Source organism: Demequina iriomotensis (genome assembly GCF_000971395.1).
GTDB lineage: Bacteria > Actinomycetota > Actinomycetes > Actinomycetales > Demequinaceae > Demequina > Demequina iriomotensis.
The window spans coordinates 324912-339911 of record NZ_BBME01000009.1 but is presented as its reverse complement, the minus strand read 5'-3'; the positions used below and the strand labels follow the sequence as shown (position 1 = coordinate 339911).

At 65.3% G+C, this 15000-nt stretch carries 16 protein-coding genes; 6 read left to right on the top strand and 10 right to left on the bottom strand.

All coding sequences use genetic code 11. The features are described 5' to 3' along the window. Positions 1-507 precede the first annotated feature (507 nt). Both AOM09_RS01660 and AOM09_RS15455 read right to left on the bottom strand, forming a co-directional pair. Positions 508-1398, bottom strand: a complete 891-nt coding sequence (locus AOM09_RS01660) for a hypothetical protein (protein WP_062383382.1) — start codon at positions 1396-1398, stop codon at positions 508-510. Between the two features lie 140 nt (positions 1399-1538). Next, complete coding sequence (locus AOM09_RS15455; protein ID WP_228375021.1) at positions 1539-1844, bottom strand: hypothetical protein; 306 nt, start codon at positions 1842-1844, stop codon at positions 1539-1541. Here AOM09_RS15455 and AOM09_RS01655 point away from each other — a divergent pair. After that, a complete protein-coding gene (locus tag AOM09_RS01655; RefSeq protein WP_228375020.1) occupies positions 1834-2436 on the top strand; it encodes an excalibur calcium-binding domain-containing protein in 603 nt (200 codons plus the stop codon). The two genes, AOM09_RS15455 and AOM09_RS01655, sit on opposite strands and share 11 nt — an antisense overlap. A gap of 79 nt (positions 2437-2515) precedes the next feature. On the opposite strand, the gene AOM09_RS15090 is transcribed toward AOM09_RS01655, so the two are convergent. The 7 genes from AOM09_RS15090 to AOM09_RS01615 form a co-directional block, all read right to left on the bottom strand. Further along, positions 2516-3175 (bottom strand): homing endonuclease associated repeat-containing protein, encoded by a 660-nt coding sequence (locus tag AOM09_RS15090; RefSeq protein WP_156162183.1) that lies wholly within the window; start codon positions 3173-3175, stop codon positions 2516-2518. Between the two features lie 520 nt (positions 3176-3695). Next, positions 3696-4382 (bottom strand): DUF6308 family protein, encoded by a 687-nt coding sequence (locus tag AOM09_RS01640; RefSeq protein ID WP_062383372.1) that lies wholly within the window; start codon positions 4380-4382, stop codon positions 3696-3698. Positions 4383-4559: 177 nt separating this feature from the next. Further along, a complete protein-coding gene (locus AOM09_RS01635; protein WP_062383368.1) occupies positions 4560-6737 on the bottom strand; it encodes a hypothetical protein in 2178 nt (725 codons plus the stop codon). A 316-nt stretch (positions 6738-7053) separates the two neighbouring features. Then, positions 7054-7965 (bottom strand): RES family NAD+ phosphorylase, encoded by a 912-nt coding sequence (locus tag AOM09_RS01630; RefSeq protein WP_156162182.1) that lies wholly within the window; start codon positions 7963-7965, stop codon positions 7054-7056. A gap of 118 nt (positions 7966-8083) precedes the next feature. Then, positions 8084-9079, bottom strand: coding sequence for a sce7725 family protein (locus AOM09_RS01625; protein ID WP_062383362.1), 996 nt, complete (start codon positions 9077-9079; stop codon positions 8084-8086). A 2-nt stretch (positions 9080-9081) separates the two neighbouring features. Then, complete coding sequence (locus AOM09_RS01620) at positions 9082-9756, bottom strand: sce7726 family protein (RefSeq protein WP_062383359.1); 675 nt, start codon at positions 9754-9756, stop codon at positions 9082-9084. Between the two features lie 327 nt (positions 9757-10083). Further along, entirely contained in the window at positions 10084-10323 is a 240-nt protein-coding gene (locus AOM09_RS01615; RefSeq protein ID WP_062383357.1) for a helix-turn-helix transcriptional regulator, read from the bottom strand. Between the two features lie 269 nt (positions 10324-10592). Between AOM09_RS01615 and AOM09_RS01610 the strand changes: the two genes are divergently transcribed. The 5 genes from AOM09_RS01610 to AOM09_RS01590 all read left to right on the top strand — a co-directional run bounded on the left by AOM09_RS01610 (position 10593) and on the right by AOM09_RS01590 (position 14778). After that, positions 10593-11711 carry a tyrosine-type recombinase/integrase gene (locus tag AOM09_RS01610; protein WP_228375019.1) on the top strand — a complete coding sequence of 373 codons (1119 nt, stop codon included), beginning with the start codon at positions 10593-10595 and terminating at the stop codon, positions 11709-11711. Between the two features lie 371 nt (positions 11712-12082). Next, positions 12083-13129 carry a DUF998 domain-containing protein gene (locus AOM09_RS01605; RefSeq protein ID WP_062383354.1) on the top strand — a complete coding sequence of 349 codons (1047 nt, stop codon included), beginning with the start codon at positions 12083-12085 and terminating at the stop codon, positions 13127-13129. Positions 13130-13182: 53 nt separating this feature from the next. Continuing rightward, positions 13183-13542, top strand: coding sequence for a DUF2200 domain-containing protein (locus tag AOM09_RS01600; protein ID WP_062383350.1), 360 nt, complete (start codon positions 13183-13185; stop codon positions 13540-13542). A gap of 7 nt (positions 13543-13549) precedes the next feature. Continuing rightward, positions 13550-13990, top strand: coding sequence for a VOC family protein (locus tag AOM09_RS01595; protein ID WP_062383347.1), 441 nt, complete (start codon positions 13550-13552; stop codon positions 13988-13990). Then, the gene (locus AOM09_RS01590) at positions 13987-14778 is read left to right on the top strand and encodes a dienelactone hydrolase family protein (RefSeq protein ID WP_062383344.1); all 792 of its coding nucleotides are present in this window, start codon (positions 13987-13989) and stop codon (positions 14776-14778) included. The genes AOM09_RS01595 and AOM09_RS01590 overlap by 4 nt, the downstream gene beginning before the upstream one ends. Here AOM09_RS01590 and AOM09_RS01585 read toward each other — a convergent pair. After that, the gene (locus AOM09_RS01585; protein WP_062383341.1) at positions 14750-14995 is read right to left on the bottom strand and encodes a S8 family serine peptidase; all 246 of its coding nucleotides are present in this window, start codon (positions 14993-14995) and stop codon (positions 14750-14752) included. The two genes, AOM09_RS01590 and AOM09_RS01585, sit on opposite strands and share 29 nt — an antisense overlap. Positions 14996-15000: the final 5 nt, after the last annotated feature.

Sequence of the window (15000 nt, the reverse complement as noted above, 5' to 3'; positions counted from 1 at the left end):
GGGGTTCGTATCGGTGGTCAGATGCGGATTCCCGCGCTTCACCATCGAGAGACCAGGCAATCCTGTGGTAGTCCCGCTACGCGACTTGTCGCCCGGTCACCCCAGGCAGCGCGGCTCATGCCAGCCGGCGCCGCGACACAGCTCGGCGTCTCGGCAGGCGATCTTGCCAGCAGGAATCTTCGCCACAACCGCCTCCCTTCACCTCGACTGAGTCCGGTCACACGAAGGGTATCCACACGAGCAAAAAAGTTTGCCCCACGATAACGCGAACCCTTGCGGGCCCGGGCAGCCAGGAGCAGATTCACAAGTCGCGCGGTTGGCGCAGGACCTCTCGCACAAGAGCACAGATGACAGACTCTCGCCGCCATGCTATTCGGCCACAATCGCGCCGACGGGCGTCGCATACCATGCGGGCGCCTGGAATATCGGCAAGCCCCAAGTAAAGTTGGCGCGCCAGACCAACGCCTCCAGATGGACAATCGCAGGAGCTCCCGCGAAGCAACTCCATCACTCGTACCGCGCGAACAACTCTCCAGACTGCAGGTCCAGGTCCGTCGCCTGATACGACTCGTCGAGAACAAACACCCTAGTCATCTCCGCAGGATCAAGGATCCGTCCTCCGCCGAGTGGAATGCCGTCCCGGATATCCCTCCATGCCTCGTCTATCGACGAGTACGTGTGATAGGCAGGATAAGGCTCACCATTGTAATATACCTCGCTGGAGTCCTCGCCGCCGTAGCGGAAGATCTCGATCCGCAGCAGCTCGCCGTCCCCGCCGGAGGGCTTCAGGCGCACGCTGTACTTCCCCTGGAACACATCCGCGATGCGCTCTTTCGACTCAGTGCCGTCCAGCGTCACTCGTCCAAGAACATCATCGGCGCGCGTCAGCCCCAGCGGCGCCTCCTCCGTCCCCACAAACCTGACACCGTCGATGAACCGCACAAGGAACGACGGTGCCTGAGAGTCGTCGTCCCCGTACCACGACATCGTATTCGTCGTTGTCACCGCGCGCACACCCAAGTCCCAGTAGCCGGGGTAGTTGTCAAACAACCACCGCTCCGCACCGCCCTGAGGCTCCTCGGAGAACACATAGCCATCGCCCTCGGCAGGCCACTCGCCAGCAGCCACGGGCTCCACCACCTCCGACACGACCACCTCAGAAGTCACCTCAGGGCTCGCGGTGGCGGCAGCCTCGGCGTGGATCGCCGCAGCGGAGGCTGCTGGCGAGCTGTCGACCGGTGTGACGGCGGTCGAGCAGCCGGCGAGGAGCGCGGTCAGGGCGACGCCAGCGATGACGGTTGAGGCACGAGGACGCAGAATCATGTCGGGCAGACTCCCATACGACTCTGACATGCCCGCCGCGCCGCGCCGCACCCGCATCCCCGAGATGACTGCCATGGTGATCCTCCAACGCTTCAGTGCGAAACCAGGACGTTTCGCGTTCACACGGGCACCCGGTCGCAGCACTGCTGCGACCCTCGCCCGGTTCATGCGGCGCAGCCGCTTCCGTGTTGTCGGAGTCTGGCGGTAGGTTGCATTCAGCATCCGCGAGGAATGGACCTGGCGGGCATGTCTGAGGGGGCACCGATGCTGGTGAGGAAGATTTCTGCCGCGTTCGCGGCGTTTGCGATCGCGGCAGCGGTCGTGGTGGTGGTTGATGCGCCGGCGTCGGCGGCGACGATGTCGGCGAAGACGATGTTGAGCAAGTTGACGGTGACGGCGGAGTCGGCGTCTGGTTCGTATGCGCGGTCGAAGTTCACGCATTGGATCGACGCGAACGGCGACTGCCAGAACGCGCGTGCAGAGGTGCTGATCGCGGAGTCGAAGTCGAAGGTGACGTTCACGAGCTCCTCCAAGTGCACGGTCAAGACGGGCAAGTGGGTGTCTTGGTATGACGGCAAGACGTGGACGAAGGCGTCGGATGTCGACATCGACCACATGGTGCCGTTGAAGGAGGCGTGGGAGTCTGGCGCGTCGAAGTGGAATGCGGCGACCCGTAAGGCGTATGCCAACGACCTCAAGTTCGGCGGCACGCTCGTCGCCGTCACGGACAACGTCAACCAGTCGAAGGGTGCCCGCGACCCCGGCGAATGGCTGCCGTCGCAGAAGGTCTGCAAGTACGCACAGAACTGGGTGCAGGTGAAGTACCGCTGGAAGCTGTCGATCGACTCCGCCGAAAAGAAGAAGCTCGCAAGCATCCTCACCGGCTCGTGCGGCAGCAAGCAGATCTTCGTCCCCGCGCGCGCGACGATCAAGACCGGCAGCAGCAGCACCGGTAGTGGTTCCGGGGGCAGCACCGGCAGCTCCGGCACGGACCCCCGCTTCTCGTACTGCTACCAGGCCATCGACGCCGGCTACGGCCCGTACTACAAGGGCCGTGACGAGGAGTACTACTGGTACACCGATGGTGACGGAGACGGCATCGTTTGCGAATAGCGTGAGGCGAAGCCCCGACCTGGAACGGTCGGGGCTTCGTCATGTGCGCGCTCGTGGCGGTGTGCGGCGGTCGCCGCTCTCACCGGTCGTCTAGGAGTCGTCTCCGCTGTGTGGCAGCGAGCTGGCCGACGAGTGCCGTGAAGTCGTTGATCCTGTCCGGGTGCGCGAGGCGTTGCAGGGCCGCGTTGACGGTGTCGTCCCAGGACCGGGTGCGTTCGATGGTGGCGAGTGACGGATACCTGTCGGGGTCAGCGCGTGCCTGTTTCCGGTAGACGCTGCTTGCTGCGGTCCTGTGGGTGATGATGAAGTCGGCGACGGCGGCGGAGCAACGCCGTGCCGTCCATTTCGTGTAGTCGCGTGACGGTTCGACGGCAGTCAAGCCTGCCGCGTCGAGCGCAGCATTCCAGGTGCCGTATCGGCGGATGATGGTCTGAGAGGACGGCGCCCGCGAACCGGTGCTGACTGCGAGTTCCCGATAGTTCGCTTCACGCATGTGACCACGCAGGATCAGAGCCGCCTCATTGAGCGCTTCAAGGAGTTGCTCGTCGGACCAGCCACGAGGCCGTGCGGGCCGCCCACGCCGCGTCAACGCCACCAGCTCTGGGCCAAGGACACGCCGCACATAAGCCGGCTTCGCACCGCACGCACGGCCGAGAGCATCAAGCGTCGCACCAGGCCTTGCCGCCAATGCGCGCACCGCAGCATCGAACACCGCAACGGAGTCCACATGGATGGTCACGGACTCATTGTGGCGGTGGTGGCAGACAGGCCCCGGCGCCATGCGCCGGCCGATAGCTGTCGCGGAATGGGATTAGCTCTCGCCGCTCGATAGCGGCGGCGCTCCGTACAGTGGCTCACCAGCGGCTCTCAGCGCCGACCGGCCAACCCAGGTGCCGGCCGTCTCGCCCACTCTCACGTAGAACATGGGGTAGAGCTTGGTACCGCGTGTTGCCTTCGTGTCGGTGCTGATCGCCGCTACTACGCCGCGCGCCTGAAGGCTGTGCAAGTGGATGGAGACGGCGTCCCCCAATGAGATTCCGCACGCGGTGGTCGGAAGTAACGGGATCGCTGGGTCGAAGTTTGCCCATTCCGGATGGCGTTGCTGCTCGGGAAGGTGGCCGTGGTCCTGAAGCCACTGTGTCCGCATGGCTTCCTCGGCGCGCGCGAGTTGTGCAACTGTCGGTGGCCGATTGCTACGGGCACCGAGCGCAGCCAGCCCGAGGCCGAGCAGGATCATGTTGCTGCGACGCGACATTGCCTCAGGTCTCACCGTCAGTCGGTGACAGCGATTTGCCATTCGCTTTCCACGCAATGATGTCGAGGACACGCAGGTGCGTGAGTCGAGGTCCGGAGAGCGCGACCGCTGCAAGTTCCGCGAACGCTTCCCTCTGCGCGCGGAGGTCACGCGCGACGGCTATCGAGAACTCCGCCATGGAGTCGGCCCAGGTTCGGCTTGCGTCGGACTCGATCACCCCGTTGTCGCCGAAGTAGCAGCGGTTTACGCGGACGTCGTGAAGCGGGATGAATGCGGGTCGCTTGCGATGGAGAACCTTTGACAGCGTCGTGCGCCGTACGCCGCGTCCCTGGAACTGTCGATCGTCGAGGACCGCATAGATACTCGCAGTCAAGACCCGGACCTTCGCGGACTTAACCTTCGCCAGATCCGCATCGGGTTTGATGGCGCCCAATGCCTCCTCAAGTGCGGGCCTCATGTCCTGCAACGCGTAGTACGCGCGCATCTTGACCGGCACGTTGAGCAATCCTGGCGCCATGAGCTCACCATCGGAAAGTCGGTTGGGGTCCGAATCCACTTCGAAGGTGTCGTACGCGGGGAACGCGAATGGCTTGCTCCCGTCACGTCGGCTTGGATCCGTGTACTCGCGCACCCAGGTGCGAGCGATCGAGAACGGAATCGTGATGCCACCTACCGTCAGCGCCTCCGCCATTAGTGCGCCACCCCCTTCGCCTCCGACTAGGCGACCATAGTGGCGACCGCGCCGCCGACTCGGAAACGACTCCGCGATAACACGCCTTATCGCGATACGTTTCGCGACACATATGCGGTCGAGAGCGCACGTGGCACGCCTCAGAAGGTTGATGCTACTTCTCGGCGATGCGCATGTTCATTCAGCGATCGCCTGAAGGATTTCAGCCTCAAGAGACGCCGCATAGTCCCTCTCGCCGCTACCCGACCGGCGCGCGCGGTTCAACGCGTCTCGAACCTCCCGACGTATTCGAAGTTCGTCAAAGTCCTTGAACTCCTCCCGGGCGCTTCGAGCAACGTCAATGAGTTCGTCGGGCACGTTCTCCAAGACGCGCAAACTCAGAGTGAGCGGCAACACCTCAGACCCATCACCAAGTTGACGCCGGCGAAGCGGGCCCAAGCGAAGGACCTGCGACAGGTAGTCCGGGCTCAGGACCGGGCTAGCAGGCGCGTCCTTGCCAAGCCGATCCTTGAGCCATGCCTGCAACGCAAAAGCCGTGCCATCGAGCGTCAGCCACCACGCCGTGTAGCCAAGTGCCGAATCCGAGTGACTCCGTCGATGCTCAATCACTCCGACGACATTCTCGACATCGTGCGCAATCAAACGGTGAGTATTGGCTGAATCCTGCCCATGGCGTTCTCGGCGTTGCCGATGCCGCTCTCCCCATAGCTCCTGAACAGCACCACGCAACCTCACGTCGGCCCCATCCGCAAGTTCAGACAGATCCTGTCGAAGGATGCCGAAGTAATGCTCAAGGTAGTCCTCGACGTCGCGGACCGGCTCCTCGGAACCCTTGAATTCCTCAACCCAGCCACCCAGCGCTTCCTCAGCACGGCCCGACATCATGTATGCGGTGTAGATGAAGGGGATCCGGCCGCGCCACGGATCGGTCCGCCGCGGATAGAGGAGCGAGATATCTAGGTGAGCAACGACCTCCTCGAGCACTCCACCTGTGACAAAGAGTCGGATACCCGATCCACGGGCCGCGGCGAGCAGGTTTGTCAGGCCACGGCGCCCGACGTCTGCAACAAGCGTCTCGCCGAGCAAGGGGAGCACGGCACTCGTGTCGAGCCAGATCTCACCTCCAGCGAAGACACGCGAGAGGGTCTTCTGAACGTCCGGAGTCTGCTGGAGGAAAGCGAACAATGTGTAGGAATCGACGATGCGCAACAGGTGCGCCCTTGTCCGGTCAGACGGCGCTTCGAGCACGTTGGAGATCGCCTGTGCCGCCTGAGCCGGCGGGAGCACCAAGCCGTGGTCCAACTGCGCGATCATGTCAGCCAACTCGCCAAGTGAGGCGTCAACCTGCTCGGCACCTTGAACTGAACGCGCGAACATCTCGCCGCGCCTCATGAAAAGGCCCTCGAGGACCTGGCGCAACTTGCGGGCCTCGGTCCTGAGTTCGCTGATATCGGCATCGAGTCGTTGGTCGAGACCGTACGCTCCCGCAGCAAGGTCTGCCTCAACCTCGTCTTGGTCCAGGAGGTACTCCGCGGCGCGCGCACGCCACTCTTGCGATTCCTCGAAGCTCATGTGGAAGCTGTCGGTCTGGGTCCGGTGCTTGATCGGACCGTGCTTGCGCGCCAGGCGCTTGAGCGCAGAATCCACCAGCGCATCAATCTGGTGACCGGCACCACCCGGAAGGATCCCCCGGACGACCGATCGCACCTCGTCGCGGCTCTTTGCATTCTCCGATGTGGTGTCAACAAGAGCCGCGGTCACGAGCGAGTCAAACGACGACTTGGTGAGTCCGCGCTCGGTCGTACGGTCTTGTGCATTCATCGCCAGTTGGAGGATCGCCACACGCCCTTCTTCGGGCGTGAGCGGCGAAGCAACACGCTCGATCACGCGACGCTCCTGCAGAACCGGGTCCGCGATCTGACCTGCCAATTCTTCGCTGGCGGTTGCGCGTTCGGGCGAAGTCCCCGACCGCTCAACAAACCAGTTGCGGTCGCGAACATCGAGCTGAATGCCAAGCTTCCAAGCCGCGTCGCGCGCGACGTCACCCTGCGCGCCGATCTCTTGGGAACTGCAGAACACGAGCCGCCTGACCTTCGGCAGGTTCTTCGTGACCTTCGCGAGGGTGTCGGAAATCTTCGCCTTCCAGTCGCCGGCAACCGAGTACTGAAACGCTGTGGTCGGGTCACCGCCTACCTCGAACAGTTCACCATCCCGCCCCTTGTCACCGCTCGCACTGGCCGTCGTCCGTAAGTCCGGGAACTCAGTCACCAGGAATTCGGAGCACAGACGCTCAAACGAACGCCAGTGCTCCGACTGCAGCTGCGTCAGTGCGAACTCGAGGCGAGGATTGGCCATGCCTCGATGGTATCGGCGCGCGGAGCGATTCCTCGGTGCGCAAACACAAAGCCCCCTGCTAGAGCCCCTTGCCGCGACCGGCTGCTCGCGATGAAGGCAACCTTGCCCTCTTGGCGGTAGGGACTCGGCGCAGACCCGCGACCACGACTCTCCGCCTCGCGCACCTTGCGCAAGACGCGAGACCCCGCGTCTATCCCGCACATACACTTCCACTGCCTAGCGCGTAGCGGCAACGAACGTGCGCGCTCACCTCGCAATACGGCACACCGAGACAGTCCGCACCAAGCTCTGAGAACCCGAGCTCAAGCTCTGCGGCCTAGTAGGTAACCGCGACGCCCTTGATCTCGAGTCTTGTCGAACTGTGGGCCACCATCGCCATTGCCGACGGCGTGAACACCACTAGGTTGTCACCCTCCACACCGGCCTTCCTGTCCTCGAAGGATGACCGGTAGCGAATCCCATCCAGCCCGAAATGGCGGACATACTCGGCGACGTACTGAGTCGCCAGGTACTCAGTCTTGTTGTCGGACTCACGCACCGGGCGGGAAAGGGCGTCACCTACGATCGAGCCGAGTTCGTTCGCCACATAGATCTCTGAGGGATCCACGAGATCGCCATTCTCATCGGAGAAGAACGGGCTTGGCTTCCTGTTCGCCTGCTGCGTGAAGTCCGCTAGCCGAAGCGAGCTCGCCGCGCGGAACCGAGCGGTCGATACGACTGCCTGCCTCGAGGGCCGCACTTCGTGGACCGCGATCTTCTCCGCGGTCGCACAGTAGAACATGCTCACGCCAGGCGGATTGGCGCGGCCCGGAGCAGCCATGCCGGGTGGTGGCGCCCCCAAGCCAGCCTCATCTTCGAAGCTGCCCACACGGGCTCGGACGAACTCGTGCATCGAGTCCAGGGCAGCCTCTGCGCGCGTAGCGAGGCACAGGTCAAGCAGGCGGATGAGCCGCGTCGCGTCGGACTCGATGAAGAACCAGCGGCGGTCACCTGAGATCTCATCTACGAACGCCGACCAGATGCGCCCAGCCTCACCGTCACCGACTTTGAGGCGCACGGAGGTCTCTGCACCCACAGTCGAGGAGAGCAGACCCGCGACCGCTCCAATGAAATCCCGGCGCCCGTGAAGAGCGCGACTCGTGAACAGATCCCAGTGGCTTTCGAGCACATCTGCGAGGGGAGCCCCATCGTCTTCATCCTCGACGTAGGCCTCGAATAGGGGTCGCATCGCGGCAGCCCACGACTCGACATCCCAGGTGAGTTCAAGCTGTCGGCACAGTACGCATTGCTCAGGTTGCGCCGCGTCGTCGGCGAGCGAAGCCCGCACCCCGTCCGCGAAGCAGGCGCTACAGGCTCTCAGCGCCAACTGCTTCGTCCATGACGGCGAGGTGATTCATGATGGACAACTTCTTCAGCATTCCCAGCCCGGGGAACGAACCGCTCTTGTCGTACTCGCGAATCCCGTTCAGCCCCAGCGTCTCAGGAAGGTTCATCTCATCCGCGAAAGCCAACAGCGCGCGCGCCGCTTCTGCATACTTCACCTGCACAGGCGCCACCGCGCTCTCGTCGGAAGACTTGAAGTGCCTCAGCATGACAGGGCTCGAATCCGATCCGCGACGATAGGTCCAGTGGATCACCACGTGGCGAGGTGCGCCGCCCCCGTCACGAAAACGATTCCCGATTGTCCCGAAATCCGCGAATCCTTCGAGGCTCTCGTCGCGAAGGTACTGGTGCTCTTCGGTGAACACTTGTTCAGCACCGCTCTCGTACCCTGCGTTGGTCTCGCGCACCGGAAATGGGTCCGACACCGCGACTCTCAACGGGCGTGGAGATGCGGCTCGGCCAGCTCGCCTTACGACTCGCGCGTGCTCGCCCATTACCAACTGCAGCGACGCCCTCGTCTCTACTACCAAGTTCGCGATCTCATCCTGATCGGCACGCTGCGCGATCCAGATGCCGACCGGATACGACTCGCCGAGCGCATCCACTACTTCCTCGATCACTTTGGCAGCGCTCGCAACGTCGGAGCCAACAGCAACGATCGCGTACGGCTCAGGGCGTACCCCTGCCATAAGGCTTTCGGACCATGGGACCAGTTCGGTCAGGATGTCCGACGCCGGACCGCGGGAAGAGAAATCGCCGACGGTTGGGTTGACAACCACTCCGGAAACACCGTTCGCATCCGACCAAGTCTCGAGCGCGCGCCGGAGATCAGTCGCAACGGTCCCTTCGCGCACCGGCTCGACCACGGGGAACACTTGGTGGTGGTTTGCCAGTTGAGCCGCAAGGTCGCGCATGGCGAGCAACTCGAAACGCTTGCCCCGCAAGATCGGAAAGTACACGCCTAGACCCCCTCGGCAAGCCAATCTACCAGGTAGTCAAGCGTTCCTGGCGGCGGATCGATCCCAATCAGCACCGGGCGGATGCCTATGGGGACCTTCGCCTTCGCCAAGGCGTACGGTAGTCGCCGGCGGCGCCGCACGAGGTTGAACACCTCCGAGCACACCAGCTCCAAATCGAAGGGCTCCAGCAAACGCTCAGCGTCTAGGAATGCACTTACCTGGGAGGCGTCGACCGTTTGCGCTGAGAGTCGTTCCACGACAGCCGCGAGCTCACGCATCCGTAGGACGGCAAGTAGATGTCGGAGACGAATGTCGCCGTAGTGCATGCTTGGCGAGCGCTCCAACTCGACGCGCGCTCGAGATCCGGTGCCGCGCACGACAACAAGTCCCGCCCGATCCGCATCTGTCAGACCAGAAACAGCCCTGAGGTTCTTCTCGTGAACCACGACGGTGACGCTCGGAAACATCGAACGGTAGTCCCGCAACTGCGAACCCAAACGCTTGACGTTGTCGTAGGGCGACTTGATCTCAATCGCCATTTCGGCTCCAGGCGCTAGCGACGCCCAGTCCGCGAGGGAGTTCCCCGTCCTCAGTTCAGAGACCAAGTCAGCCGCGCTCACTCCGATCGCATTGCCGCGCTTCCCAAACACCAAGGACTGGATCGATGCGTGGTCCATCCTGGTCCGCAACCGCACGTTCCACGCGCGCGACAGGACAACTCGCTTCGAATGTCCTGCAAGACCAAGCACGGAGGCAATGTCACGCAAGGCAGCGTCAAGGGCCTCGCTACCCTCGCCCGACAGCAGACGTCGGTACTCCCTCGATGAGGCGATCACCTCAAACGCCGCATCTGTCGCCCGACGCTCTACATACACCGGGCGAGTGTACTCAATCGGCGCCGAGCAGAGCGTCGAGCACGATCGACGCGTTGCGGGAGTGCGCAAGTCGTCCGGCTGTCGGGATAGCCCCACGGTCCTTGCGCCTCCACGGACACGGCCACATCGTCAGCGATTCAACTCTTCATACGTCCCAGCGTGCTCCTGCGCCAGCAGCCAGGCATCGATGCTCTCAGGCCGATAGCGCGGGCTGCGCCCAACGCGGATGTACGCCGGCCCCTTCCCCTTCACGCGCCATTCGGCGAGCGTCGTGATTTTCACGCCGAGCTTCGCAGACAGCGTCTCGGGCGTGATGAGAGAGTCGAGCAGGTCGGTGCTGACGGGAGCGGCAGCAGTGGCAACAGACATGGCGGTTCCTCGGCAAGAAGTGGCTTGCGAGAACCGAGGCGACGGGCCATCTCAGGCCACCCTGTCGCTGCTCACCGGAAGGCGAAGCGTTCACGTCGCAGCGTCCATGCCGCTTCCCCTTGAGTGTGATATTCGGGGCGTTCAGTTGTGAGATACCAGCGTCGCACGCGGATTCTCATCTGCGCCCGCTACTCCCCGAACCCAAGGGGCGGAGATGAGAAAACGATCACTACTGTCGATTTACATCGACCTCGTTCTACCCACGGAGGATGCAATTGGGCAGCGTTCACGCCTACTCACTCGCCACCGGCGCAAAGCGATACAAGGCCATCTACCGACGTCCCGATAACACCCAGACATCCAAGAGTGGCTTCCAACGCAAACGGGAAGCGGAGGAGTTCCTGGCGACTGTCACGGTGTCGAAGGCCGCCGGTACCTACGTCTCACCCTCCGACGCCAAGGCGACCATCGACATGCTCGCGAACGAATGGATCGCCGCACACGCCGCGACGGTGAAGCCGTCGACACTGCACTCCGACGAGTCCACGCTGCGCATCCATGTGCGCCCGAAGTGGGGAAACCGAGCCGTCGGCTCGATCCGTCACAGCGAAGTGCGAGCTTGGGTCGCTGAGCTCGCGGCAGGCAAGAGTCCAACCACCGTGCGCCGAGCGCATGGATTGCTGGCATCGATCCTCGACAACGCTGTCCGAGATCGGCGCATCGCGACGAACCCCGCTCGCGAGATCAAGCTCCCGCGGCGCACCCAGGGCGCCCGGGGCTACCTCTCGCACAAGCAGGTCGAAGCCCTCGCGAAGCACGCCAAGCACCCGGACTTCGTCCGCTTTCTCGCCCTCACGGGACTCCGTTGGGGCGAGGCCACAGGGCTTCGCGTGAAGCATCTCGATCTCACTCGCCGGCGCGCAACTGTCGAGGAGAATGCCGTTTGGGTCAACGGCAAGGTTCGCGTCGGGACGCCGAAGACGCACGAACGACGGACAGTCGTGTGGCCGGCCGTGCTCGACGATGCCATCAGGTCCGCGATCGCCGGACGCGGCCGCGATGCGCTCGTGTGGAGCACCGATGGCGTGGAATACCGGGGACCGTCAAACAGCCAGCACGGATGGTTCGCCGGCGCCGTCGCGCGGTGTCAGGCGAGCGATCCGGAGTTCCCGCGCGTAACACCGCACGATCTGCGCCATACAGCCGCCTCCCTCGCCATCAGCTCAGGCGCGAACGTGAAAGCCGTCCAGCGTATGCTCGGCCACCAGTCCGCATTCATGACGCTCGATCGCTACGCGGATCTGTTCGAGGACGACCTCGACGCCGTCGCTGAGGCACTGAGCAAGGCACACACGAGCAGCAACAAAACAGCAACAGAAGCTGCGTGAGCCCACCTGAGGCAACCGATGCTCGCCGATCGACCTCCCCTCATGTACGAGGCGAAGTCGCGAATCGCGCCGAACCCCCGCGCGACGCGATATGGGTTCAAATCCCACCGTCACCGCCACAGAAGAGGGCCTGTTCCTCCTGGTAATCCCAGGGGAACAGGCCCTTTCTGCTTCTCCGGGAAGGCGAGGCGGCACTACCGCTGCAACAGACGTCGACGAGGGCAGCCGCGCCAGTTCGGCACGAGCCCGAGCACGTCGTGACGGCGGTCGCGAAGCGAGGCGGCCGACGACGCAACCCCGCACCTCCTCCTCCCACCCGCGTGTCCGTCCTGCCCGGTACGCTCCGAATCGACGGCGGACGGAGGGCGCTCATGACCGAGGCAGGACAAGAGGTTTCCGCGCGGCTCCCCCTGCGCGACCGCGTCAACACCACGCTCGAGCTCACAGCCACCGGGCTCGGCGCCCTGACCTTCGGCATCGTCGCGATCATCGCGCTGCCCGTGTTCGGGCTCGACGAGGCCCCGATCTCCGGTCCCGGCTCGGTGGGCCAGTACGCCGCGATCGCCTCGGCGGTCACGGCGGCGCTCGCCTTCGCGGCCGGGCGCTACACGCTTCACCTGGGCGGCCGCGCCCGCATCCGCGGCGCCCTCGACGTGGTGGACATCGCGGCGCTCGCCGTCGCGCACGGCGTCATCGCGCTGCTCAGCTGGACGCTCGTGTCCGTGATCCTCGCCGGTGGGTTCATCGGCGCGACCGTGTACTGGCTCCCGATCCTCGCGCTGAGCGGCGCGGCCGCCGCCGTCTCCGCCTACGCGGCCTTCCTGTCCGCCGCACACATGAACCCCGAGCTGCTCGCGGTGGTCCTCGCGGTGTTCCTGGTCGAGGGCATCCTCGCGAGCACACTCACCGCCTCCGACCCCGACTGGTGGACGCAGAATCTCAGCACGCTGGGGATCTCACACGACGTCTCGGCGCGGGCCTTCAACCTCACGCTCGTGGTCGCGGGCTTCCTGGTGACCGTGCTCGCCCGGGTCGCCACCCGTCGTGTCCCGACGGCGTCGGAGCACGGCGTGCGGCGCGTGCGGGCATCGCTCGTGACCGTCGGCGTCTTCCTGGGCCTCGTGGGCGTGTTCCACGTCGACACGCACTTCTGGATCCACACCGCCGTGGCGAGCGGCATGGCGGTGGCCTTCGCCGTCCTCACCATCCGTCTGCGCGCGTGGGTGCCCGGGATCTCGCGCGCCTTCCTCCCGGTCGGCTGGGCCTTCGTCGCGGTGATCGTGGTCCTCGCGATGTTCTTCGCCGTGGGCTACTACTCGCTCACGGCCGTCGAGCTGGTCGCGGGCGTGCTGGTCTTCACCTGGATCATCCTGTTCCAGCGCAACGTCGGGGCGCTCCAGGCGGACACCGCCACCTGACGCGGCCCGTCCCGCTCGGGACGCGGCACGATGCGCGGACTAGCCTGGGCCTCATGGCACGTCACCGCATCTTCGACTTCCCCTTCTCCCGCATCTACCCGGAGTACGTCAAGAAGGTCGAGCGCAAGGGCCACACCACCGACGAGCTCCACGAGGTGCTCACGTGGCTCACCGGCTACGACGAGGCGGGGCTGGCGGCGACGCTCGAGGACGGCCGCACGCTCGAGGAGTTCTTCGCTCAGGCGCCGGCGATGAACCCGAACTCGGACCTCATCACGGGCGTCATCTGCGGCATGCGGGTCGAGGAGATCGAGGACCCGCTCATGCAGCAGATCCGCTGGATGGACAAGCTGGTCGACGAGGTCGCTCGCGGCAAGAGGATGACCTCGATCCTGCGGGTGCCGAAGGCCTGACGCGATCATGGCGATCCTGCGGCTCGACCACGTCAGCGTCATCGTCGAGGACCTCGACGCCGCGATCGCCTTCTTCGAGGAGCTCGGCATGGCGGTCGAGGGCCGCACCCCGATCGAGGGCGCGTGGGTCGACCAGTTGGTGGGGCTCGACGGCACCCGCACCGAGATCGCCATGCTCGTCACCCCCGACGGCCACGGCAGGCTCGAGCTCACCCGCTTCGACAACCCTCCCGGGGTCCGCCCCGAGCCGGGGGCGTCGACCGCCAACGCGCTCGGCTTCCGCAACGTGATGTTCGCGGTCGACGACATCGACGCGACGGTCGCGCGCCTCGAGCGGCACGGCGCCGAGGTGGTCCGCGCGATCGCCCGCTTCGAGGACGCGTACCGCCTGTGCTACCTGCGGGGGCCCGAGGGGATCCTGGTCGCGCTCGCGGAGCCCCTGACGTGACCGCCGACGCCGTGGACGATGCGGCGTCACCCTGGTGCCCGCGCGGCTGGACGCGGCGGACCCTCGAGGCAGGCGGCAGCGCCCGCACCTACTACGTGGTCGAGGACGGCAAGGACGCGGCGCGTCCCACCGTCATGCTCCTGCACGAGTTCCCCGGGATCTCGGAGAACCTGGTCTGCTACGCACGGGAGCTCGCGCTCGACTTCCGCGTGATCGTCCCCTCGATCGTGGGACGGGACGGCTCCCCGCGGCTCGCGGAGTCGTTGAAGGCGATCTGCGTCAACCATGAGATCCGCGTGCTGTGCGGGTCGGGGGTGAGCCGCGCCGCGGCCTGGCTCAAGAACCTCGCCGACAAGGAGGTCGGCAAGGACGGCGCGCGCTACGGCGTCATCGGGCTATGCCTGACCGGGAACTTCGCGCTCGCGGCCGCGACGGACACGCGGGTGGCGGCCGCGGTGGTCGGGGAGCCGGCCGCACCGGCGTGGCCGTGGGGGCTCGGGCTGTCGCGCGGCGACCGGGCGCTGCTCGAGGCCCGCGTCGAGGACCCGGGTGACGCCCTGGAGGTGCGCGGCTACCGCTTCCGCGCGGACCTCATGTCCCCGTGCGCGAAGCTGGGCGCCGCGCGAGACCTCATCGGCGACGGTCGGATGCTGGTCACCGAGCTCCCCACCTGGGACCCGCGACGGCACTCGACCGTGACCGGGAGGCGTCGCAGCCCACGGGCCGTCCAGGAGGTGCGCGACTTCCTGCTCGAGCGGCTCAGCCCTCCGGCTGCGCCGAGTCCATGACGTCCGGCTCGGCGTAGGCGACGCCGGGCAGCGCGGCGAGCGCGGCCGCGGCGGCCGCCGCATCGGCCTCGGCGTCCAGCGCGAGGAGCACCCGCCCGGAACCCGAGATGCGCACGATGCTCGCGCCGGGGAGCGCCTCGGCGAGCGCGCTCGCGCGCTCCTCGAGGGGGGCGTCGCCGCCCTCGAGCTTCACGATCACGCGGTTCGCGATGCCCACGCCCC

What these genes read in the sequence shown, in the direction of transcription:
- AOM09_RS01660 (WP_062383382.1), bottom strand. Translation starts at nt 1,398, where the DNA reads ATGGCAGTCATCTCGGGGATGCGGGTGCGGCGCGGCGCGGCGGGCATG.
- AOM09_RS01640 (WP_062383372.1), bottom strand. Translation starts at nt 4,382, where the DNA reads ATGGCGGAGGCGCTGACGGTAGGTGGCATCACGATTCCGTTCTCGATC.
- AOM09_RS01635 (WP_062383368.1), bottom strand. Translation starts at nt 6,737, where the DNA reads ATGGCCAATCCTCGCCTCGAGTTCGCACTGACGCAGCTGCAGTCGGAG.
- AOM09_RS01630 (WP_156162182.1), bottom strand. Translation starts at nt 7,965, where the DNA reads ATGCGACCCCTATTCGAGGCCTACGTCGAGGATGAAGACGATGGGGCT.
- AOM09_RS01620 (WP_062383359.1), bottom strand. Translation starts at nt 9,756, where the DNA reads ATGGACCACGCATCGATCCAGTCCTTGGTGTTTGGGAAGCGCGGCAAT.
- AOM09_RS01615 (WP_062383357.1), bottom strand. Translation starts at nt 10,323, where the DNA reads ATGTCTGTTGCCACTGCTGCCGCTCCCGTCAGCACCGACCTGCTCGAC.
- AOM09_RS01610 (WP_228375019.1), top strand. Translation starts at nt 10,593, where the DNA reads ATGCAATTGGGCAGCGTTCACGCCTACTCACTCGCCACCGGCGCAAAG.
- AOM09_RS01605 (WP_062383354.1), top strand. Translation starts at nt 12,083, where the DNA reads ATGACCGAGGCAGGACAAGAGGTTTCCGCGCGGCTCCCCCTGCGCGAC.
- AOM09_RS01600 (WP_062383350.1), top strand. Translation starts at nt 13,183, where the DNA reads ATGGCACGTCACCGCATCTTCGACTTCCCCTTCTCCCGCATCTACCCG.
- AOM09_RS01595 (WP_062383347.1), top strand. Translation starts at nt 13,550, where the DNA reads ATGGCGATCCTGCGGCTCGACCACGTCAGCGTCATCGTCGAGGACCTC.